The 22,365-nt window shown below is 69.6% G+C and carries 17 protein-coding genes; 9 read left to right on the top strand and 8 right to left on the bottom strand.

From position 1 onward, the window contains the following. Positions 1-16: 16 nt before the first annotated feature. Both VXM69_RS28645 and VXM69_RS28640 read right to left on the bottom strand, forming a co-directional pair. Complete coding sequence (locus VXM69_RS28645) at positions 17-1,690, bottom strand: bifunctional protein tyrosine phosphatase family protein/NAD(P)/FAD-dependent oxidoreductase (RefSeq protein ID WP_301741443.1); 1,674 nt, start codon at positions 1,688-1,690, stop codon at positions 17-19. A gap of 32 nt (positions 1,691-1,722) precedes the next feature. Further along, on the bottom strand, positions 1,723-2,607 hold the full coding sequence (locus VXM69_RS28640) for an MBL fold metallo-hydrolase (protein WP_367189614.1): 885 nt from the start codon (positions 2,605-2,607) through the stop codon (positions 1,723-1,725). A gap of 253 nt (positions 2,608-2,860) precedes the next feature. On the opposite strand from VXM69_RS28640, the gene VXM69_RS28635 reads away from it, so the two are divergent. Then, the gene (locus tag VXM69_RS28635; RefSeq protein ID WP_367189613.1) at positions 2,861-4,240 is read left to right on the top strand and encodes a sigma-54 interaction domain-containing protein; all 1,380 of its coding nucleotides are present in this window, start codon (positions 2,861-2,863) and stop codon (positions 4,238-4,240) included. 77 nt (positions 4,241-4,317) lie between these two features. Further along, positions 4,318-4,842 (top strand): M949_RS01915 family surface polysaccharide biosynthesis protein, encoded by a 525-nt coding sequence (locus VXM69_RS28630; RefSeq protein WP_367189612.1) that lies wholly within the window; start codon positions 4,318-4,320, stop codon positions 4,840-4,842. Between the two features lie 72 nt (positions 4,843-4,914). Here VXM69_RS28630 and VXM69_RS28625 read toward each other — a convergent pair whose 3' ends face one another. The 4 genes from VXM69_RS28625 to VXM69_RS28610 all read right to left on the bottom strand — a co-directional run bounded on the left by VXM69_RS28625 (position 4,915) and on the right by VXM69_RS28610 (position 11,894). Beyond that, the gene (locus tag VXM69_RS28625; RefSeq protein ID WP_124607904.1) at positions 4,915-5,943 is read right to left on the bottom strand and encodes a MerR family transcriptional regulator; all 1,029 of its coding nucleotides are present in this window, start codon (positions 5,941-5,943) and stop codon (positions 4,915-4,917) included. Positions 5,944-6,070: 127 nt separating this feature from the next. Further along, positions 6,071-7,636 (bottom strand): efflux transporter outer membrane subunit, encoded by a 1,566-nt coding sequence (locus tag VXM69_RS28620; protein WP_059557633.1) that lies wholly within the window; start codon positions 7,634-7,636, stop codon positions 6,071-6,073. A gap of 2 nt (positions 7,637-7,638) precedes the next feature. Further along, entirely contained in the window at positions 7,639-10,788 is a 3,150-nt protein-coding gene (locus VXM69_RS28615) for an efflux RND transporter permease subunit (protein WP_034186820.1), read from the bottom strand. Further along, a complete protein-coding gene (locus VXM69_RS28610) occupies positions 10,785-11,894 on the bottom strand; it encodes an efflux RND transporter periplasmic adaptor subunit (RefSeq protein ID WP_034186821.1) in 1,110 nt (369 codons plus the stop codon). The genes VXM69_RS28615 and VXM69_RS28610 overlap by 4 nt, the downstream gene beginning before the upstream one ends. Positions 11,895-12,071: 177 nt before the next feature. Here VXM69_RS28610 and VXM69_RS28605 point away from each other — a divergent pair, with 177 nt between their 5' ends. Next, the gene (locus VXM69_RS28605) at positions 12,072-12,692 is read left to right on the top strand and encodes a TetR/AcrR family transcriptional regulator (RefSeq protein WP_034186822.1); all 621 of its coding nucleotides are present in this window, start codon (positions 12,072-12,074) and stop codon (positions 12,690-12,692) included. A 27-nt stretch (positions 12,693-12,719) separates the two neighbouring features. On the opposite strand, the gene VXM69_RS28600 is transcribed toward VXM69_RS28605, so the two are convergent. Together VXM69_RS28600 and VXM69_RS28595 are read right to left on the bottom strand one after the other, a co-directional pair. After that, positions 12,720-14,453 carry a ClcB-like voltage-gated chloride channel protein gene (locus VXM69_RS28600; protein WP_367190217.1) on the bottom strand — a complete coding sequence of 578 codons (1,734 nt, stop codon included), beginning with the start codon at positions 14,451-14,453 and terminating at the stop codon, positions 12,720-12,722. A gap of 103 nt (positions 14,454-14,556) precedes the next feature. Continuing rightward, positions 14,557-15,624: a YeiH family protein gene (locus VXM69_RS28595; RefSeq protein WP_367189611.1), complete on the bottom strand. Its 1,068-nt coding sequence runs from the start codon at positions 15,622-15,624 to the stop codon at positions 14,557-14,559. A 112-nt stretch (positions 15,625-15,736) separates the two neighbouring features. On the opposite strand from VXM69_RS28595, the gene VXM69_RS28590 reads away from it, so the two are divergent. The 6 genes from VXM69_RS28590 to VXM69_RS28565 all read left to right on the top strand — a co-directional run bounded on the left by VXM69_RS28590 (position 15,737) and on the right by VXM69_RS28565 (position 22,329). After that, on the top strand, positions 15,737-16,630 hold the full coding sequence (locus VXM69_RS28590) for a LysR family transcriptional regulator (protein WP_049030239.1): 894 nt from the start codon (positions 15,737-15,739) through the stop codon (positions 16,628-16,630). A gap of 172 nt (positions 16,631-16,802) precedes the next feature. Further along, a complete protein-coding gene (locus VXM69_RS28585) occupies positions 16,803-17,567 on the top strand; it encodes a sugar phosphate isomerase/epimerase (protein ID WP_124607905.1) in 765 nt (254 codons plus the stop codon). A gap of 28 nt (positions 17,568-17,595) precedes the next feature. Beyond that, positions 17,596-18,588 carry a sugar kinase gene (locus VXM69_RS28580; RefSeq protein WP_034186827.1) on the top strand — a complete coding sequence of 331 codons (993 nt, stop codon included), beginning with the start codon at positions 17,596-17,598 and terminating at the stop codon, positions 18,586-18,588. 115 nt (positions 18,589-18,703) lie between these two features. Continuing rightward, the gene (locus tag VXM69_RS28575) at positions 18,704-19,984 is read left to right on the top strand and encodes an MFS transporter (RefSeq protein ID WP_034186828.1); all 1,281 of its coding nucleotides are present in this window, start codon (positions 18,704-18,706) and stop codon (positions 19,982-19,984) included. Positions 19,985-19,987: 3 nt separating this feature from the next. Further along, on the top strand, positions 19,988-20,953 hold the full coding sequence (locus VXM69_RS28570) for an NAD(P)-dependent oxidoreductase (protein WP_059557636.1): 966 nt from the start codon (positions 19,988-19,990) through the stop codon (positions 20,951-20,953). A 332-nt stretch (positions 20,954-21,285) separates the two neighbouring features. After that, entirely contained in the window at positions 21,286-22,329 is a 1,044-nt protein-coding gene (locus tag VXM69_RS28565; protein ID WP_034186830.1) for a LacI family DNA-binding transcriptional regulator, read from the top strand. The last annotated feature ends 36 nt before the right edge of the window (positions 22,330-22,365 follow it).

Raw genomic sequence — 22,365 nt, 5'->3', positions numbered from 1 at the left:
CGTCATCGCGCTCCGGTCAACGTGCGACGGCGGGCTTCGCGAGCCATTCGCGGCCCTTGAGCATCGCCTTCCAGTAGAGCGGCGGCAGCACGCGCTCCTTGAGCAGCCACGCGAGCCGCGACGGGCGCTTGCCGTCGATCAGCCATGCGGGGAAAGTGGGCGCGACCTTGCCGCCGTACAGGAATTCGGCGAGCACGATCTTGCCGCGCTCGACGGTGAGCGGGCATGAGCCGTAGCCGTCGTACGCGGCATCGCCGTGCGCGCGGCCGAGCGACGCGAGCAGGTTGTGCGCGACGACGGGCGCCTGCTTGCGGGCGGCGGCGGCCGTTTTCGCATTGGTCGTGTTGGTGACGTCGCCGAGCGCGTAGACGTCCGGAAACTGCCGGTGCCGCAGCGTCGCCGGATCGACGTCAATCCAGCCGGCCGCGTCGGCGAGCGGGCTCGACCGCACGAAGTCGGGCGCCTTTTGCGGCGGCACGACGTGGATCATGTCGAACCCGCGCACGACGGTTTCCTTGCCGCCGTCCGGCAGCGTGCGCGCGAACGTCGCCTGGCGTGCCGGGCCGTCGATCGCGACGAGGTTGTGGCCGAACGACAGCGCGATGTCGTAGCTTTTCACGTATTCCATCAGCGCCGGTACGTAGTCGGCGACGCCGAACAGCGCCGCGCCCGCGTTCAGGAATTCGACGTTCGCGGCGTCGAGCCGGCCCGCGCGCCGCCAGTGGTCGCACGACAGGTACATCGCCTTCTGCGGCGCGCCCGCGCACTTGATCGGCATCGGCGGTTGCGTGAACAGCGCATGGCCGCCGCGGAACGCGCGCACGAGTTCCCACGTGTACGGCGCGAGATCGTAGCGGTAGTTCGACGTGACGCCGTTGCGGCCGAGCGTGTCGGCGAGGCCGTCGATCGCGTGCCAGTCGAGCTTGAGTCCCGGGCACACGACGAGCTTGCGGTAGCCGATGCGGCGGCAGCCGTCGAGCACGACCGTGTGCGCGTCGGGCTCGAAGCCCGCGACGGCGGCCTGGATCCGGTGCACGCCGCGCGGCAGCACGTCGGTCATCCGGCGTGCGGTGGTTTCCGGCTGGAACACGCCCGCGCCGACCATCGTCCAGCCCGGCTGGTAGTAGTGGACGTCGGCCGGATCGATCACCGCGATGTCGAGCGATGCGTCGCGCGCGAGCAGGCTCGACGCGACCGCGATGCCGGCCGCGCCCGCGCCGACGATCACGATGTCGTGCCGTGCGCCGACGACGGGTGGCGCGGCTTGCCGCCCGCCCGGTGCGATGCGCGACGCGATTCCGCTCAGGTCGTAGCCGGCCGCGCCGGCCGTCGCGATGATGTCGTTCAGCGGCCGCAGACCCGCCTGCGACAGCGCCCACAGCGTGGCCGAACGCGTGCCGCTGCGGCAGTAGGCGAGCACCGGGCCGTCGAGCGACGCGAGCAGCGCGCCGAACTGCGCGGCCTGGTCGTCGGTGACCTTGCCGGTATCGACCGGCAGGTAAAGCACGTCGATGCCGAGCGGCGCGGCCGCCGCGCGGATTTCGGTGACGGTCGGCTGGTCGGCGCCTTCGCCGTCCGGCCGGTTGCAGACGATCGCGCGGATACCGGCCGCGTGAAGCGCGGGCAGGTCGGCCGCGGTGATTTGCGGCGAGACCGACAGCGTGTCGGTCAGCTTGCGGATGGAGGTCATGTCGGGGTCTCGGTTGGGGCAGCGCGTGCGGCTCAGATCGCGTCGAGCGGGATCTTCAGGTAGCGCACGCCATTGTTCTCGGGCTCGGGCAGGTGGCCGGCACGCATGTTGACCTGCACGGACGGCAGCATCAGCACGGGCATGTCGAGCGTCGCGTCGCGTGCGGTGCGCATCGCGACGAAATCGTCCTCGGTCACGCCGTCCTTCACGTGCACGTTCGCGCGGCGCTGCTCGGCCACCGTCGTCACGAACTGCACGTCGCGGCCGCCCGGCTGGTAGTCGTGGCACAGGTGCAGGCGCGTGTCGGGCGGCAGCGCGAGCACGCGCGCGATCGAGCGGTACAGCGTGCGTGCGTCGCCGCCGGGGAAGTCGCAGCGGGCCGTGCCGTAGTCGGGCATGAACAGCGTGTCGCCGACGAATGCCGCGCGCTGCGTCGCGTCGTCGACGCAGTAGGTCATGCACGCGGGCGTGTGGCCCGGCGTGTGCAGCGCGCGGATCGTCAGCGCGCCGAGCGCGAGCGTGTCGCCGTCGTCGACGAGCCGGTCGAACTGGCGGCCGTCTTCCGCGAAGCCGGGGCCGGCGTTGAACAGCGTGCCGAACACGTGCTGCACGCGGCGCACGTGCGAACCGATCGCGATCCGGCCGCCGACCCGCGCTTTCAGGTACGGCGCGGCCGACAGGTGGTCGGCGTGCACGTGCGTTTCCAGCAGCCACTCGACGGTTGCGCCGAGTTCGGCGACGCGGGCGATCAGCCGGTCGGCGCTGGCCGTGCGCGTGCGGCCGGATGTCGGATCGTAGTCGAGCACGCTGTCGATCAGCGCGCACGCGCGGCTGTCGGTATCGAGCAGGAGATAGCTGACGGTGTGGGTCGCCGGGTCGAAAAAGCCTTCGACCGACAGGGCGGGGGCGTTGCTCACGGGGTGTCCTCGATCGGGTTCTGCATCTGCAATCGCGATCTTTACTTCAAGAAGCGTGCCAGCCAGCGGTGCGGCATCGGCCGATCAGGCAGGGGCTTGATTCGGCTCGGGTTTTCGGTGCGTCGGCGGCCTCGTGATGGTGGCAGCGACACCCGGTGGCGGACGAAGACTGCCACAACTGGCAGTGTCGTGGCAGAATTGGCAGTCCGCCTGGCAGTCCGCCCGGGCGCCTCTTCACCGAGCGAGCCTCCGCATGCATCCGCACGACACCATTCCGATCGTTCCCGCGCCGCGTCGCGACGCGCTGCCGGACGTGCGCGCGCTCGTCGCTTATCTCGAGCAGGACCCGCAGCCGATGATCGTGGTCGATCCCGACTACCGCATCCTCGCGGCGAACGAGGCGTACCGGCGCCAGTTCGGTGTAGCCGGCGTCGAGCACGTGGGCCGGCACTGTTTCCAGGTTTCGCATCACTACGACGTGCCGTGCGACCAGGCCGGCGAGCATTGCCCGATGAAGCAGGCGCTCGAGTCGCGCGGGCTGAACCGCGTGCTGCACATCCATCACACGCCGCGCGGCCCCGAGCATGTCGACGTCGAGCTGCGGCCGATCTTCGATGCGGACGGCAACGTGATCGCCTATGTCGAGCGGCTGACGACGGTGCGCAGCGCATCCGCGCAACCGAGCGCGGAGGGGCTCGTCGGCGGCTCCGACGCCTTCAATGCGGCGCTCGGCGCGCTGCAGCGCGTCGCGCCGTCGACGCTGCCGGTGCTGCTGCTCGGCGAATCGGGCACCGGCAAGGAACTGTTCGCCCGCGCCTTGCACGAGGCGAGCGATCGCGCGATGGGGCCGTTCGTCGTCGTCGATTGCTCGGGGATCGCCGAGACGCTGTTCGAGAGCGAACTGTTTGGTTACGAGAAAGGCGCGTTTACGGGCGCGAACCAGCGCAAGCCGGGCCTCGTCGAAACCGCGCAGGGCGGCACGCTGTTTCTCGACGAGATCGGCGACGTGCCGCTGCCGATGCAGGTGAAGCTGCTGCGGCTGATCGAGTCGGGCACGTTCCGGCGCGTCGGCGGCGTCGAGGCGCTGCGCGCCGATTTCCGGCTCGTCGCGGCCACGCACAAGCCGCTGCGCGAGATGATCGACGACGGCCGGTTCCGGCAGGATCTCTACTACCGGATCAACGCGTTTCCGATTCCGCTGCCGGCGTTGCGCGAACGGCAGGGCGACGTCGCGCTGCTGGCCGAGTCGATCCTGCGACGGATCGCGAATGCGCGCGGCAAGGCGGGCGACGCGAATGCGCGGCCGTACAGGCTGACCGAACACGCACGCGCGTGCCTCGACGCGTATGCGTGGCCCGGCAACATCCGCGAGTTGCGCAACGTGCTCGAACGCGCGTGCCTGTTCGCGGACGACGGGACGATCCGGGTCGAGCATCTGCCGGCCGAACTGGTCGCGGCAGCGGCGGCGCAAGATCCCGCGGCGGACGCGCGCGACGTGCCGGACGCGGAACTCGTGCGTATCGCGCGTACGTTCGACGGCACGCGCAAGGCGCTTGCCGAGCGGCTCGGGATGAGCGAGCGGACGCTGTACCGGCGGATGAAGGCGCTCGGCGTAGGTTCGCGCGAGCGTTGAACGCGCATGTCGCGCGCGGCTGGCAACGGTACGCGGGTTTGCCGATAATGACGTATTCCCGTTCCGCCTCTTCGCCGATGAACCGACGCTTCCTTTCGCCTTGCCTGTTTCTTGCGGCCGCCGTCTCGTGCAACCCGGCCCAGGCCGCCGACTATACGTGGACCGATGCGGCCGGCGCGCACGCGGTGACGCTGGCCAGGACCGAGTCCGGCGACGATGTCGAGCTGAAGGTGGCGGCGACGCTCGACGGCCGTCCTGACTGGACGGTGCGCGACTACGTGAAGGCCTGTCCGGTCGACGTGATCCTCGACGTCGTACCGAAGTCGATCGAAATGCGTGACCTGCTCGGCAACGGCCGCAAGCCGTTCCTGTTCGCGTACAAGATCGGCTGCCGCGGCGACGTCAGTGCCGATCAGGTCAAGTATTTCCTGGTGGACGCCGGCACGAAATACGTGCTGCGCGGCGAGGAAACCGTGACGGTCAACGGCAAGTTCGTCGACGGCGGCGCGGCGCCCGTGCCGAACGCGGACCTGAAGGCGCAGCCCGTGCTTCTGCGTTACATGACGAAGCGCTGGCGCGGGATCAGCGCACGCAACGACTAGACCGGCGGCCGATGCGTGCAGGGTGAGCGGGCGGCACACCGCGGCCCGTCCGCCGCCCGCCTCGTCATGCGCTCAGCGCACGGGCGCCAGTTGCGCCATCGCTTCGCGCACGAAACCGAGCAGCGTCTCGTCGGTCCACGAATCCTTCGTCAGCGCTGGCTCGTTCATCAGCGCCGCGCGGAATTTCGCGTGCGTGGCCGGATCGTGCCCAGCGTAGCTGCGGAACAGTTCGAGCCAGCGCTGCGCGAGCGCGCGGCCTTGCGGCGAATCGGGCCGCGTGCCCGCGTCGATCGCGTCGCGCACGTCGGCCATCAGTTGCGGCCATTCCATCGCACGTTCGGCGTAGTGCGCGCGCATGAAGCGGATCTCGTCCGGCGCGAGGTACTTCTCGAAGAGCCGCATCTTCGTTTCCGACGATGCGCGCAGCACGTAGTCGCGCAGCGCGGTCGAAATGCCGATCTTCGACTGCATCGCCGGTTCGTGCTCGTGCATCCGGTTGAGCTTCGCGAGCAACCGCGGATCGTTGTTCGTGTCGCGCACGAGCAGCGCCATCCAGCGTGCGGCGAGCGCACGCACGCGCTCGTCCTCGGCGGGCACGCCCGCGTCGTACAGCGCACGGACCTCGTCGACGAGCGCGATCCATTCCGCGTCGCCCGTCTGGCTCTTCCGGTACATCGGCATGCGCGCGAGTTCTTCCTCGGAGAAATATTTGTCGTACACGGTCATCAACTCCAGTGTGGTGAGCCAATCGGCCAGTTCCGGCTCCGTGCCCGCCGCGAGCTGCGCATGCAGGTTCACGAGCCGCTCGCGCAGCTGCGCGGTCTGCGCCAGCTGACGGTCGAGCAGCGCGATCTGCTTCGCGACGAGCTCGACGAGCGGGGTGCCGGGCTGGTTCAGGTGATCGCCGATTTCGGCGAGCGACAGGCCGAAGCGACGCAGCGCCTGGATCTGGTGGAGCCGGGCGATGTCGTGGCGGTCGTACAGCCGGTAGCCGTTGTCGGCGCGCGCCGAAGGCGTCAGCAAACCGATTGCGTGATAGTGATGAAGCGTGCGGACGGTCAGCCCGCTGCGTTTCGCCAGTTCTCCCACTTTCAGCCGCATTCGTTCCTCCGTTCGGTGCGCACACTGGAGTCTCGAACGTTACGCTACGTGAGGGTCAAGCGGAAGATCGGCATTCGGCGGCCGGACGCGTGCGGGGTCGCCGCACGCGGCCGGCCGAAGGGGCCGGTCATGGCGTCGAAGGGGCGGTGTCGGGCGCGGCGGCGTGGGCCTGCTGGCCGGTTGCGGCATCGCCGGCCGTGCTGCCGGTCTTGGCGGATGTGTCGCCGTTGCCGGCCGGCGGCGTGCCCATCGCCTGGTACAGCCGCGCGGTATCCGCGAACCGCGCGCCGGTCGCGCGGATCTCGTCGAGCCGCGCGTTGCGGTACTGCAGCTCGCTCGCGCGCGCGGCCGACGGCGGCAGCGCGCCGAGCCGCACGCGGGCCGCCGCGTCGTCGTATGCGCCGCGCGCTGAAAGGGCGGCACGCGACGACGCATCGAGCGCTTCCGCATCGTGTTCGAGCGCCGCCAGTGAATCGGCGACGTTCTGGAACGCGCCGAGCACGGCCTGCTTGTACTGGTCGACCGCGGCCTCGTAGGTCGCCTTCGCCGCACGGCGCTGCGCGAGCAGCGCGCCGCCGTGGAAGATCGGCTGGCTCAGCGACGCGCCGACGTTCCAGATCGCGCCGGCGCCCGACAGCATCGTCGGCCAGCTGAAGCCGCCTCGTCCCATCGCGGCCGACAGCGACAGCTGCGGGAACATCTGCGCGGTCGCTAGGCCCACTTCGGCCGCGGCTGCCTTCAGCCCCGCATCGGCCGCCTGGATGTCCGGGCGGCTTTTCAGCAGGTCCGACGGCACGACGACGGGCACCTGCTCGGGCAGATGCAGATCGGCGAGCGCGAGATCGGCTGGCGGCCGGTCGGGCGTGCGGCCGACCAGCACCGCGAGCGCATGCCGCGCCGAGTCGCGCTGCTGGCGCAGCGCGGGCAGGCTCGCCGCGAACGTGTCGGCGCTTTGCCGCGCGTTCAGCGCGTCGCTGCGCGACGCCGAGCCGAGCGCATAGCGGCGTTCGGCGTCGTGCGCCTGGTCGTTCGCGAGCGCGACGAGCCGCTCGGTCGTGCCGATCTGCGCGTTGAGCACCGACACGGTGATCGACGCGGTGACGATGTTCGCGGCCAGCGCGCGCCGCGCGGATTCGAGCTGGAACGCGCTGACGTCGACGCGTTTCGCGAGCGCGCGGTTCGCGAAGCGCGACACGCCGAACAGGTCGATCGTATAGCTGGCCTGCAGTTGCCCGACGAACGTGTCGTACAGCAGCGTCGGCGCGCCGAGCGCGGGAATCGGCACGCCGAGCGCGCGCTGGCGTGTCGCCTGGGCGCCTGCGTCGATCGACGGCAGCATCGAGCTGCCGATCTGCCCGCGCAGCTGTTCGCGCGCGGCGTCCAGCGAATGCGACGCCGCGCCGAGCGTCGGGCTGTTGCGCAGCCCTTCGTCGACGAGCGCGTTCAGCGCGTCGGAGCGGTACTGCTTCCACCAGTCGGGCACCGGCTGGGCGCCGACTTCGAACTGTTGTGCGACGCCTTGCGCGGATACGGTCTGCTGTACTTGCGGCACGGTGCCGTAGTGCGCGGGCGACGGCATCGCGGGCGGCTCGCCGCTCGGCGCGAACCACGCGCAGCCCGCGAGCGGGCCGGCGAGGCTCGCCACCGCGAGCGCCCGCACGGCTTTCGTTTTCAGGTTCATCGATTCATCCATGGTCAGGCTCCCGACGGCGCGGCCGATGCGCTGCCGCCTGGCGGCGGGCCGTCCTGCGGGTCGCGTTCGTCGCGCTTCACGCGGAACCACGTCGCGTACAGCGCGGGCAGGTAGAACAGCGTCAGCACGGTCGCGCTCGTGATGCCGCCCATCAGCGCGGTCGCCATCGGCCCGAAGAAGTTCGAGCGCAGCAGCGGGATCAGCGCGAGCACGGCGGCCGCGGCCGTCAGCGTGATCGGGCGGAACCGCCGCACGGTCGCGCCGATGATCGCGTCGATGCGGCCGTGGCCCACCGCGATGTCCTGCTCGATCTGGTCGACGAGGATCACCGAGTTGCGCATGATGATCCCGAACATCGCGATCACGCCGAGCATCGCGACGAAGCCGAACGGCTGGCCGAACAGCAGCAGCGTCGCGACCACGCCGATCAGCCCGAGCGGCGCGGTCAGCACCACCATCAGCACGCGCGAGAAGCTCTGCAGCTGGATCATCAGCAGCGTGAACACCGCGATCGCCATCAGCGGCATCTGCGCGTTGATCGACGCCTGCGCCTTCGCGCTTTCCTCGACCGAGCCGCCGATGTTGATCTGATAGCCGACCGGCAACTGCGCGCGCAGCGCGTTCAGCTTCGCGTCGACCGCATGCGTGACGTCGATGCCCTGGGCACCGGCGCGCACGTCCGACTGCACGGTGAGGGTCGGCTGGCGGTCGCGTTCCCACACGACGCCGTATTCGAGCGTCGGCGTGAAGCGGCCGAGCGAGCCGAGCGGCACGGGGCCGTTCGGTGTCGGCAGCGCGAGGCCCGCGAGCTTCGCCGGATCGACGCGATCGGCCTTCGGCGCGCGCAGGTCGACCGCGATCAGCTTGTCGCGCTCGCGATACTGCGTGACGGTCGTGCCGGACAGCGTCATCGCGAGGAAGCTCGACACGTCCTGCGACGTGACGTTCAGCTCGCGCGCCTTCTTCTGGTCGATCTCGAAGCGCACCGAGCGCTCGGCCGGCTCGTCCCAGTCGAACTGCACGTTGACCGTGCGCGCGTCGCCGCGCATCGTCGCCGCGACCTTCTCGGCGATCGAGCGCACCGTCGCGATGCTGTCGCCGCTCACGCGGAACTGCACCGGATAGCCGACCGGCGGGCCGTTCTCGAGCCGCGACAGGCGCCAGCGCACGGCCGGGAAGCGGTCGCGCAGCGTGGTTTCGAGCCAGGTCGCGAGTTTTTCGCGATCCTCGACCGATTTCGCGGTGATCACGAACTGCGCGAAGTTCGGCAGTTGCAGCTGCTGGTCGAGCGGCAGGTAGAAACGCGGCGCGCCGCTGCCGACGAAGTTCACCGAATGGTCGATCTCGGGGCGCTTGTCGATCGCCTTCTCGAGGCGTTCGGTTTCGCGCAGCGTCGCCGCGAACGACGCGCCTTCGGGCAACCGCAGGTCGACCAGCAGCTCGGGCCGGTCGGAGCTCGGGAAGAACTGCTGCGGCACCAGCGAGAAGCCCATCAGCGACACGACGAACAGCGCGCCGGTGATCAGCAGCACGACGAAGCGCCGTTCGATGCACCACGCGATCCAGCCGCGCAGCCGGCGGTAGAAGCGCGTGTCGTAGATGTCGTGTTCGTGATCGTCGGGCAGGTGCGCCTCGTGCGCCTGGCGCTTGCGCTCGGGCAGCAGGTGGTAACCGAGCAGCGGGATCAGCACGACGGCGGCGAACCACGACGCGATCAGCGCGATCGCGGACACCTCGAAGATCGAGCGCGTGTATTCGCCGGTGCTCGATTTCGCGAGCGCGATCGGCAGGAAGCCCGACACGGTCACGAGCGTGCCCGTCAGCATCGGGAACGCGGTGCTCGTGTACGCGAACGCGGCGGCGCGTGCGCGGCTGTAGCCCTGTTCGAGCTTCACGGCCATCATTTCGACCGCGATGATCGCGTCGTCGACGAGCAGCCCAAGCGCGAGCACGAGCGTGCCGAGCGACACCTTGTGCAGCCCGATGTCGAACAGGTACATGAAGAGGGCGGTGACCGCGAGCACGACCGGAATCGAGATCACGACGACCATCCCGGTGCGCAGGCCGAGCGACACGAGACTCACGACCAGCACGATCGCGACGGCTTCGGCGACGGCTTCGAGGAAGTCGTCGACCGAATGCGACACCGCGTGCGGCATGCTCGACACTTCGGTCAGCTTCAGGCCGGCCGGCAGTTGCGCCTGCAGGTCCTTCGATTCCGCGTCGAGCGCCTTGCCGAGCCGGATCACGTCGCCGCCCGGCTGCATCGTCACGCCGATGCCGAGCACGGCCTTGCCGTTCGCGCGCATCTGCGTGACGGCCGGGTCGTCGTAGCCGCGCTTCACCGTCGCGAGATCGCCGAGCCGGAACGTGCGGCCGTTGATGCGGATCACCGTATCGGCGATCGCGTCGACGTTGTCGAACTGGCCGCTCGGCCGCACGAACACGCGATCGTCGGCGGTGGTCAGCACGCCGGTCGACGAGATGTCGTTCTGCGCGTTGATGGCCTGCCCGAGCTGCTGCGGCGAGATGCCGAGGCGCGTGAGCTGCGCGTTGTTCACCTCGATGAAGATCCGCTGGTCGGGATCGCCGAAATAGTCGACCTTGCCGACGCCCGGCACGCGCAGCAGCACGGTGCGCAGCTGATCCGCATAGTCGTGCAGTTGCGCGGGCGTGAAGCCGTCGCCCTCGAGCGTCCAGATGTTGGTGTAGACGTCGCCGAACTCGTCGTTGAAGAACGGGCCCTGCACGCCGGGCGGCAGCGTATAGCCGATGTCGCCCACTTTCTTGCGGATCTGGTACCAGGTCTCGGGCACGTCCTTTACGGGCGCCGAATCCTTCATCGTGAAGAAGATCAGCGATTCGCCGGGGCGCGAATAGCTGCGCAGGAAGTCGATGGCCGGCGTCTCCTGCAGCTTGCGGCCGATCCGGTCGGTCACCTGTTCCTGCACCTGCCGCGCACTCGCGCCGGGCCAGAACGTGCGGATCACCATCACGCGGAACGTGAACGGCGGGTCTTCGGATTGCGCGAGGCGCGTGTAGGCGAGGATGCCCGCGAGCGTCGCGAGCGCGATCAGGTAGACGACGAGCGCCTGGTGGCGCAGTGCCCACGCCGACAGGTTGAAGCGGCCTTCTTCGTGCGGGGTGCTCACGATGCGAAGTCCTCCGGATGCAGCGGGGCGACCGGGCGCACCTTCTCGCCCGCGCTGACCGTATGCACGCCCTGCAGCACGACGCGCTCGCCCGGCTGCAGCCCGTGCGATACCGTCACCGTGCGCTCGTTGAAGCGCGCGACGTCGACGCGGCGCAATTCGAGCGTGTCGTCCTTCGCGCGCACGACCCAGACGGCCGGCTGCGCGCCGTCGTGGAACAGCGCGGTCGCGGGCAGCGTGACCGGCTGCGCGTCGCCGGCGGCCGGCGCGCCGTCGAGTGCGACGTTCGCGGTCATGCCGAGCCGGATCGCCGGGTCGGGTGCGGCGAGCGTGAGCCTTACGCGATAGGTGCGGCTTTGCGGATCGGCGGCCGGCGCGATTTCGCGCACCTTCGCGGCGAACTGGCGCCCCGGCAGCGACGGCAGCGTGACGGTCGCCGCATGGCCGGGCGCGAGCGACGCGAGCGCGGCCTCGGGCACGTCGCTGACGACGTCGACGTCGCCCGACCACGCGAGCTGGTAGACGGGCTGGCCGGCCGACACGTTCTGGCCGGTATCGGCCTGTTCGGCGGTGATGTAGCCCGCATGATCGGCGACGAGCGTCGCATACCGAAGCTGGTTCTTCGCGAGCGCGAGCTGCTGCTGCGCCTGGTCGCGCTGCGCGAGCGCCGACGTGTAGCTGTTCTGGGTCTGTTCGAGCTGCGCGGTCGCGATCAGGTGTTCCTGCGCCTGCGCGCGATCGCGGTCGAGCTGCTGCTTCGCGAACGCGAGGCTGTGCGTCGCGGCGTCGAGTTGCGCCTGTGCGCTCGCGGCGTTTTTCTCGACATCGGACGGATCGAGCAGCGCGACGACCTGGCCGACCTTGACCGTGTCGCCGAGGCGCACCTTGCGCTCGATGATCTTGCCGGCGATGCGGAACGACAGCGGGGTCGCGTAGCGCGGCTGGATGTCGCCGGGCAGCGAGCGGGCCGCCGCCGCGGTGTCGGCCCGCGCGGGCAGCGCGACGACGGGGCGCGGGGCCGGCGGTGCGGATTCTTTCGGATGACAGGCGGCAAGGACAAGCGCGGCGCCGATCAGCAGCGTGGCGCGGGAACCGGAGCGATTCACGAAACCCCCAGGTGAGGTAGAGCGGAACGAAGCCGGCAAGCGCGCGGGCGCTTGCCCCAAACGGCGCCGGCACGGGCGCGCGGACAGTACTTTCGAAAACTGTGGCGAATTCTAATACACACCTGTATCTGAATGCAAAGATGAATCTGAAAGGGGAATGGTGCTAGACTGCGCGCCATGAAACCACAGCGCTTAACTCGCGAGCAGAGCAGGGACCAGACGCGCGAACGTCTGCTGAAAGCCGCGCATCGCATTTTTCTGAAGAAAGGTTATGTGGCCGCGAGCGTCGAGGACGTCGCGGCGGCGGCCGGCTATACGCGCGGCGCGTTCTATTCGAACTTCCGCAGCAAGTCCGACCTGCTGCTGGAATTGCTGGAGCGCAACCACGCGGAGGTACGGGCCGATTTCGAGGCGATTTTCGAAGGCGGCGGATCGCGCGAGCAGATGGAATCGATGTCGCTCGCGTATTACCGCACGCTGTTTCGCGACGACGAGTATTCGCTGCTGTGGGGCGAGGCGAAGCTGCAGGCCGCGCGCGACGCGAAGTTCCGCGTGCGCTTCAACCAGTTCCTGCACGGCAAGCGCGTGCAGATGGCCGAGTTCATCGAGCGCTTCGCCGAACGGTCCGGCACGCCGCTGCTGCTGCCGGCGGACACGCTCGCGTTCGGGTTGATGTGCCTGTGCGACGGCGTGCAGTCGTACTACACGGCCGATCCGCAGCACGTGTCGGCCGACGTGGCCGAATCGGTGCTGGCGGGGTTCTTCGCGCGGGTCGTGCTGGGGCGCACGCCGGACTGACCGACGCGGTTGGGCCGGCTGCGCGCGTCAGCGCTCGCCGGTCATCCGGCGGTAGGCGTCGAGCAGCGAGGTCTTGTAGACGACCCCCGCGAGCGTCGGTTCGGCTTCGCTTTCGATGACCGGCAGCCGTTCGCCCTGGAACGCCATGAAGCGTTCGAGCGCGGTCGCGAGCGGCATGTCGGGCGTGAGCAGCGGAAACGGCGTGTGCGCGTAGTGCGCGGCCGTCTTGTCGGCCGTGTCGCGCTTGTCGAGCAGGTCCGACGTGATGTCCTTCAGCGCGACCGCGCCGCGAAAGCGTCCCGCCTCGTCGGTCACGTACAGGTACTTCACCGGGTATTCGAGAAACACGCGCGTCATGTCGGCGACGCTCGCGGTGAGCGGCACGACCGTCTGCGCGGGCTGGATCAGCTCGCGCATCTGCGTGGTGCGCAGCCGCTGCCGCTCCTGTGCATCCTGGTAGTGGTGCTGCGTGATCTCGTACATCGACGTCGTGCCCGTCGCGCGCGCGACGAAGTACGCGAACACGCACGACACCAGCAGCGGCAGCACGACCTGGTAGCTCAGCGTCATCTCGAAGATCATCAGGATCGCCATCAGCGGCGCCTGCGTGGCGCCCGCCATGAACGCCCCCATCCCGACGATCGCATACGCGAAATAGGCCGACGTATGGCCGGGCCACAGCGCGTCCATCGCGAGCCCGAACAGCGAGCCGAATACCGCGCCGACGAACAGCGTCGGCGTGAACACGCCGCCGATCGCGCCCGAGCCGGCCGTCGCGGCCGTCGCGATCACCTTGAACACGAGCACCGCGACGAGCGCCTGCCATGTCCACGGCGCATGGAGGATGTGGTTCACGACGCTGTAGCCGTTGCCCCAGACGTCCGGAATCCACACCGAGATCACGCCGACGACGAGGCCGCCGAGCGCGAGCCGCACGGGCAGCGGCACGGGCAGCCGCTTGAACTGGTGCTTCGACGCGTCGAGCAGGTGCAGGAACTGCGGCGCGAGCACGCCGCACAGCGCGCCGAGCACGACGAACGGCAGGACCTCGGGGCCCGTGACGGCCGGAAACACCGGCATCTCGTACGGCGGCCGGTAACCGGCGAATTCGCGCATCACGATGTTCGCGACGACCGACGCGACCACCATCGGTCCGAAGCTCTCCATCGCGATCGTGCCGAGCACGATTTCCGACACGAAAAACGCGCCCGCGATCGGCGCGTTGTAGGCGGACGTGATGCCGGCGGCGGCCCCGCAGGCGACCAGCAGGCGCAGGCGCGGCGGGTCGAAGTGCGCGAAGCGGCCGACGAGCGACGCGGCGAGCGCCGCGAGCTGCACCATCGGGCCCTCGCGGCCGATCGAGCCGCCGGTGCCGATCGTCAGCAGCGACGACACGCTGCGCCACAGGCTCTGCCGTACCGGCACGACGCCGTTGCCGAGCGCGACGGATTCCATGTAGTCAGTCTTGGCGGCTTGCCTGTCGCCGTGCGTCGCGAGCAGCAGCACGCAGCCGGCGAGGAAGCCGCCCGCCGCCGGCATCCAGAACCGGACGTACCACGGCAGGCTCTTGGCCATCAGCACGAAGCTGCCGCTGTGCCCCGAGATCAGGCGCTGCATCAGGTCGATGCCTTCGCGGAACGCCATCGTGGCGAAGGCGCCGCCGACGCCGACGATGGCCGACCAGATCAGCATCGTGTGGGCGTCCGACAGGCGGAACAGCTTTTGGGCGCGAGTACGCAGCTTCAGCAGGAACGAGAGCACGGCTGAAAGAGGGCGATGGAAAACGACGCGAAGCATAGCACCGCGCCGCGCCGGCGGGACGGTCCCGTCGGGCGCGGCGCGCGAAGTGTCACGGGCGGGCAATTCAGCCAAGCCAGTGCTGCACGGCCCAGGTGATCCCGTAGCCGCCGACGAGCAGCCACACGTACAGGATCAGGCCGGTCATCAGCGCACGCGGGCCGGCGGCGCGGATCTGCGCGACGCGGGTCTCGATGCCGAGCGCGGTCATCGCCATCGTCAGCGCGAAGGTGTCGAGCACGTTCAGCGTATGCGTGACGTCGGTCGGCAGCACGTTCAGCGAATTGACGATCACGAAGCCGAGGAAGCCGAGCGCGAACCAGGGTACCGCCACCTTGCGCTTGCCGTGCGCGCCGCCGGCCGTTGCCCGCGCCGAGCGGGCGAGCCACCAGCCGAGCACCAGCAGCACGGGGACCAGCAGCATCACGCGCGTCATCTTCACGATCGTCGCGACGTGTGCGACCTGCGGGCTGATGTCGCTGGCCGCCCCGACGACCTGCGCGACTTCGTGGATCGTGCCGCCGAAGAACAGGCCGAGGCCGGCCGGATCGAGGTTCAGCAGTCCGGCGTGATACGCGACCGGGTACAGGAACATCGACAGCGTGCCGAACAGCACGACGCTGCCCACGGCCATCGCGCTCTGGTGCGGCTTCGACTGCAGCGTCGATTCGAACGCGAGCACGGCGGCCGCGCCGCAGATCGCGCTGCCGGCGGCGGTCAGCAGCGCGGCGTCGCGGTCGAGCTTCATCAGCTTCATGCCGGCCCAGGTGCCGATCGCGAGCGTGCTGACGACGACCAGCACCGATACCGCGAGGCCCGGCAGGCCGACCTGCGCGATTTCCTGCAGGCTCACGCGCAACCCGAAGAACGCGACCGCGATGCGCAGCAGCTTGCGCGCGGAGAAGTTCACGCCGGCGGCCCAGCTGGCCGGCATGCCGTCGCGCAGCGCATTGCCGTACAGCGCGCCGGCGACGATGCCGACGATCAGCGGCGACAGGCCGAGCCCCGCGATCGCGGGAAGCTCGGACAGGCTCGTGACGGCGGCGGCGAACAGCACGACGAACAGCACGCCGTTCAACTGGCCGCGCATCGACGGCGCGGCATGGCTGAGAGGGGGAGTCGGAGCAGTGGACATGAGAGCACCGTGACGGAGCGTGTGGCGATGCAGTAATCCTAATTTTGTTATATCGATATGAAAAATTGTGATTTGTGACGTAAACTATCCGGAAATCCGATAATTCGTCCCCATGACCCCGGATCAACTGATAACGTTCGCCGCCGTCGCCGAACACCTGAACATCAGCCGCGCCGCCGTGGCGCTGCATCTGTCGCAGCCGGCCGTGTCGGGCCAGTTGCGGCTGCTGCAGGACGAATTCGGCGAGCCGCTGTACCAGCGCGACGGCCGTGGCATTCGCCTCACGCCGGTCGGCGAGCAGCTCGCGCAGTACGCGAAGGCGCAGCGCGACACGTTCGCGCAGGCGCGTGCGTTTCGCGACGCGGTGCGCGGGCTCGAGGCCGGCACGCTGCGCATCGGCGCGAGCACGACGCCCGCGAGCTACCTGCTGCCGTACCTGATCGCGGCGTTCCAGCCGCTTGCGCCGCGCGTGACCATCCAGACGATGAGCGGCAATACGGCCGACGTCGTGGCCGCGCTGCCGTCGCTCGACATCGCGCTGATCGAGGGGCCGCCCGGCGAGGCGCTGCCGCCCGGTACGGCCGTCCATGCGTGGCACGAGGACGAGATCGTCGCGATCGTGCCGGCCGGCCATCCGCTGGCCGCATCACGCTACGACGCGGGGGTGACGCTCGATGCGCTCGCCGCGCACCCGCTCGTGTTGCGCGAGGAAGGGTCGGCCGTGCGGCAACTCGTCGAGCGCGCGTTCGCGCACGGCGGCGCGCCGATGCGCGTCGCGTTCGAGATCGCCGGGGTCGAGGCCGTGAAGGAGGCCGTGCGCGCGGGGATGGGCGTCGGCTTCGTGTCCGCGATGTCGCTGCGTCACCCGGATGCGGCGCTCGTGCTGCGCTCGCTCGCGCCGGCGCCGCTCACCCGGCATTTCTCCATTCTCGTGCCGCACGGCGGCGCGCCGTCGCGCGTGGCCGCGCAATTCCTCGACATGAGCCTCGCGCAGGACCTCGCCTGAGGCGCCGAAACCGCTTGCCGGGCCCGCGCGGGAACACGCGTTGCGCGCCGGCGGGCAGGCGTTTGCGTCCCGTCCGGCCTTAGGGATTTCCTCTATGGCGTGGCTCCGGCGCGAGGCGCACCATCCGTCTCAAGCAAATGGAACCGGTTCCATTCCGGTAAAAAAGGGCAAAATGGCAGACATCGTGATCGTGGCGAGCGCATTCGGGATGGACCGGGTGCGCCAGGAGGGCCACAGTGCATTCATCGCGACCGTCGCGGCATCCGGCGCGACCGGCTTCGAGGTGCGGCGCGAACTGTTCGCGTCGGACGACGATACGACGCCCGGCGCGCTGACCGCGCTCGGCGCGCAGATCGCCGGCCACGGGCTGTGGTCGGTGTACTCGACGCCGGCCACGCTGTACACGGAAACGGGTGCGCTCGACGCCGATGCGTTGCACGACGCGCTCGCGGAAGCCGACGCGCTCGGCGCGCGCTTCGTGAAATTCCAGCTCGGCGGTTTCGCCGGCGACGCGCACGCGGCCGACATCGTCGCGCTGTCGCGCGGCGCCAAGGCGCGTGTGGTGGTCGAGAACGGCCAGCTTCCGGTCGGCGGGGCGCTCATGCAGTTCCGCGGGCTGTTCGACGCGCTGGCCGCGGCTGGCGTGCGCGATGCGCTCGGGATGACGTTCGACATCGGCAACTGGCAGTGGCCGGGCGAAGCGCCGCTCGATTGCGCGCAGGTGCTCGCGCCGCATGTCGAATACATTCACTGCAAGGCCGTCGAAGGCGAGGGCGCGCGCCGTTTCGCGGTCGCGCCGGCACCGGATGACGCGCTCGTGACCGGCGTGCTCGCGGCGCTGCCGCCGCACGCGCCGCGCGGCATCGAGTTTCCGTTCGACGCGGCCGATCCGGCGGGCGATGCATGTCGCCGGGTCGCATGGCTCGCGGCCGCGTGACCGCACCAGCATCCCGAGGAGTTCATTCATGAAAGCAGCACTCGATGTCGTGACCTACGGCGAAGCGATGGCGATGTTCGTCGCGGCCGAGCCCGGCCATCTCGCGCAGGCGGGGCAATTCACGAAGCGGATCGCGGGCGCCGACCTGAACGTCGCGATCGGCCTGTCGCGGCTCGGTTTCCGGGTCGGCTGGATGAGCCGCGTGGGTCGCGATTCGTTCGGCGGCTACGTGCTCGACACGCTGGCGCGCGAAGGCATCGACGCGTCGTGCGTGACGGTCGATCCGCGTTACCCGACCGGTTTCCAGCTGAAGTCGCGCAACGACGACGGCAGCGATCCGACCGTCGAATATTTCCGCAAGGGCTCGGCCGCGAGCCATCTGTCGTGCGACGACTACGTGGCCGACTACGTGCTCGGCGCGCGCCACCTGCACCTGACGGGCGTCGCGCCGGCGATCTCCGCGACCTCGTGCGAGCTGGCGTTCCAGCTGGCGCGCGAAATGCGCGCGGCCGGCAAGACGATCTCGTTCGACCCGAACCTGCGCCCGACGCTGTGGCCGTCCGCCGACGTGATGGCGAAAACGCTGAATGCGCTCGCGACGCTCGCCGACTGGGTGCTGCCGGGCCTCGCCGAAGGGCAGCAGCTCACGGGGCACGACACGCCGGCCGACATCGCGGGCTTCTATCTCGCGCAGGGTGCGCGCGGCGTCGTGATCAAGCTCGGCGCCGAAGGCGCGTATTTCCGCACGGCCGATGGCCGCGAGGGCACGGTCGTGGGCGAGCGCGTCGAACGGGTGGTCGACACGGTCGGCGCCGGCGACGGTTTCGCGGTCGGCGTGGTCAGCGCGTTGCTGGAAGGCCGCAGCGTCGAGCAGGCCGTCGCGCGCGGCAACCGGATCGGCGCGCTCGCCATCCAGGTGATCGGCGATTCGGAAGGGTTGCCGACGCGTGAAGCCCTCGACCGGCTCGAAAATGTCAGCAATCGCACCGATCGCTTAGAGGAAACCGTCACCGCGCAATGAGAGGCCGGACACGGCACAATCCGCGGATCCATTTCGTGTGCGACGCACACGCAGTTTTGTTCCAGGCCGACGGGTGCCCAGGCACCCAGTCCGGTCGACATACGGAGACACGCTCATGGCAGCCAATCTTGCAACCCGACGCTGGTGGACGATCATGCCGATCGTGTTCATCACGTACAGCCTCGCTTACCTCGACCGCGCGAACTACGGGTTCGCGGCGGCGGCCGGCATCAACCAGGACCTCGGGGTCAGCAAGGGCCTGTCGTCGCTGATCGGCGCGCTGTTCTTCCTCGGCTACTTCTTCTTCCAGATCCCCGGCGCGATCTATGCGGAGCGCCGCAGCGTGAAGAAGCTCGTGTTCGTCAGCCTGATCCTGTGGGGCGCCTGCGCGGCGCTCACGGGCGTGGTCAGCAACATCCCGTCGCTGATGGCGATCCGCTTCGTGCTCGGTGTCGTCGAAGCGGCCGTGATGCCGGCGATGCTGATCTACATCAGCAACTGGTTCACGAAGAACGAGCGCTCGCGCGCGAACACGTTCCTGATCCTCGGCAACCCGGTCACGGTGCTGTGGATGTCGATCGTGTCGGGTTATCTCGTGCATGAATTCGGCTGGCGCCACATGTTCATCGCCGAAGGCGTGCCGGCCGTCATCTGGGCCGTGTGCTGGTGGTTCCTCGTGCAGGACAAGCCGGCCGATTCGCCGTGGCTCTCGGCACAGGAAAAGCGTGACCTCGACGCCGCGCTCGCGGCCGAGCAGGCGGCGATCAAGCCCGTGCGCAACTACGGCGAGGCATTCCGCTCGCCGGCCGTGATCAAGCTGTGCGCGCAGTATTTCTGCTGGAGCATCGGCGTGTACGGCTTCGTGCTGTGGCTGCCGTCGATCGTCAAGAACGGTTCCGAGCTCGGGATGGTCGCGACCGGCTGGCTGTCCGCGCTGCCGTATCTGGCGGCGACGATCGCGATGCTCGCCGCCTCGTGGGCCTCCGACAAGGTCGGCTCGCGCCGCGGCTTCGTGTGGCCGTTCCTGCTGATCGGCGCGGCCGCGTTCGCTGCGTCGTACGCGCTCGGCTCGTCGCATTTCTGGATCTCGTATGCGCTCCTGGTCGTCGCGGGCGCGGCGATGTATGCGCCGTACGGCCCGTTCTTCGCGATCGTGCCGGAACTGCTGCCGAAGAACGTCGCCGGCGGCGCGATGGCGCTGATCAACAGCATGGGCGCGCTCGGCTCGTTCGTCGGCTCGTACTTCGTCGGCTACCTGAACGGTGCGACCGGGTCGCCCGTCGCATCGTATGCGTTCATGAGCGCCGCGCTCGTCGCCGCGGTGATCCTCACGCTGTCCGTCAAACCCCAGGCGCGCGATGCGCATCCGCTCGCCGCGCCGCTGCAAGGAAAATGAAACATGAAGCCCCGTATCGTCGCGTACAAGCCGCTGCCCGATGACGTCCTCGCGTACCTGCGCGAGCATGCGGACGTCGTGCAGGCCGATGGCGCCGATGCGCTTGCCGCCGCACTCGGCGACGCGGACGGCGCGATCGGCGCGAGCCTGAAGGTCACGCCGCAGATGCTCGATCGCGCCCCGCGGCTGAAGGCGTGGTCGACGATCTCGGTCGGCTACGACAACTTCGACGTCGCCGATCTCACGCGCCGCGGCATCGTGCTCGCGCATACGCCCGACGTGCTGACCGAGTCGACCGCCGATACGGTGTTCTCGCTGATCCTGGCGTCCGCGCGGCGCGTGGTCGAACTGGCCGAGTGGGTCAAGGCCGGCCACTGGCATCGCAGCATCGGCCCCGACCTGTACGGGACCGACGTGCAGGGCAAGACGCTCGGCATCGTCGGGCTCGGCCGGATCGGCGGCGCGGTCGCGCGCCGCGCGGCGCTCGGCTTCCGGATGCAGGTGCTGTACGCGAACCGCTCCGCGCATGCGGAAGCCGAGACGCAGTACGGCGCACGGCGCGTGACGCTCGACGCGTTGCTCGCCCAGTCGGATTTCGTGTGCGTGCAGGTGCCGCTGTCGCCGGAGACGCGCCACCTGATCGGCGCACCCGAATTCGCGAAGATGAAGCGCGGCGCGATCCTGATCAACGCGTCGCGCGGGCCCGTCGTCGACGAGGCCGCGCTGATCGACGCGCTGCGCGCGGGCACGATCCGCGGGGCGGGGCTCGACGTGTTCGAGCAGGAGCCGCTGCCGGCGGATTCGCCGCTGCTGCGGATGAAGAACGTCGTCGCGCTGCCGCATATCGGCTCGGCGACGCACGAGACGCGCCACGCGATGGCGCGCTGCGCTGCGGAAAACCTGGTCGGCGCGCTGGCCGGCACGCTGCGCACGAATCTCGTCAATCCGGACGCGCTCGCGCACGCCTGAGCCGCCGCCGGCACCCGGCCGGGACGGCGCGGGCACGGTTAGAGTCGAGGGTCTTGGTGCGGGCGGGCCGGCTGCGTTATGATCGCCCGCTCTCGTTGCATCGACGCGCCGGCTACACTGCCGGTGGCGTCGCGCGGCGGGGATCCGCGCCAGGTCCGGGCGGCCGATTGCCGATGCACGCGACTGGCGGGCGCTGGTCGACCGCGAAACACGGGGCCGGCGCAGGCGCAGAAGCGCTCAGACAGGGGAGTCCGCCGGGTGGCTTACGTTTCCAACAACAAAGATCCGTCTGCTCACGAAGCGGCGCGGATCGTACGTCGCGAGGCACGACAGTGACCGATTCGCAACCTTCCACGACGCGTCCGGCGACGATCAGCGACGTCGCGCGCGAGGCCGGCACGGGCAAGACCAGCGTGTCGCGCTACCTGAACGGCGAAACCCACGTGCTGTCCGTCGATCTGCGCCAGCGGATCGAGTCGGCGATCGCGCGGCTCAACTACCGGCCGAACCAGATGGCGCGCGGGCTCAAGCGCGGCCGCAACCGGCTGCTCGGCATGCTCGCGGCCGACCTGACCAATCCCTACACCGTCGAAGTGCTGCAGGGCGTCGAGGCCGCGTGCCATGCGCTCGGCTACATGCCGCTCATCTGTCACGCGGCGAACGAGGTCGAGATGGAGCGGCGCTTCCTGCAGCTGCTCACGACCTACCGGGTCGAAGGGCTGATCGTCAACGCGCTCGGCGCGGAGGAGGACGTGCTGCGCCCGTTGCGCGGCGCGGGGATCCCGGCCGTGCTCGTCGACCGGACGGTCGAGGGCTTCGAGGCCGACCTGATCGGCCTCGACAACGCCGACGCGATCGAGATGGCGCTCGCGCACCTGGTCGAACACGGCTTCGACGCGATCCATTTCGTCGTGCAGCCGTTCGAGCGCGTCAGCTCGCGGCGCGTGCGCGAGGCGGCATTCCGCGCGGCGCTCGACGCGCGCGGGCTGCCGGTGCCGCCGACGGTCGTGCTCGACCTGAACGCGCCCGACGCGGCCGCCGCGGCGCTGGCCGACATCGACACCCGCATCGACGCCGCCGCGCGGCGCGGCGTGCGTGCGGCGCTGTTCGCCGCGAACGCGCCGGTCGCGCTCGCGATCGCGCGCCACCTGCGTGCGCGTTTCGGCGCCGCGTGGCAGCAGAAGGCGGCGCTGCTGTCGATCGACGATCCGGAATGGGCCGAGCTGATCGGCATCACGACGATTCGTCAGCCGACCTACGAAATCGGCTACAAGGCCGTCGAATTCGTGCACGAGCGGATCGACGGCGCGGCGGGCGACGTACGCGTCGCGATGCTGCCCGGCGAGCTGTGTGCGCGCGCGTCGACCACAAGCTGAGTATCATGCGGGGCACGCAGCGCGTCAGGTGCGCTG

The organism is Burkholderia sp. Ed8 (assembly GCF_040761425.1).
GTDB lineage: Bacteria > Pseudomonadota > Gammaproteobacteria > Burkholderiales > Burkholderiaceae > Burkholderia > Burkholderia seminalis.
Note: the sequence above shows the minus strand (reverse complement) of the source record. Positions and strands in the feature narration are given on the sequence as shown.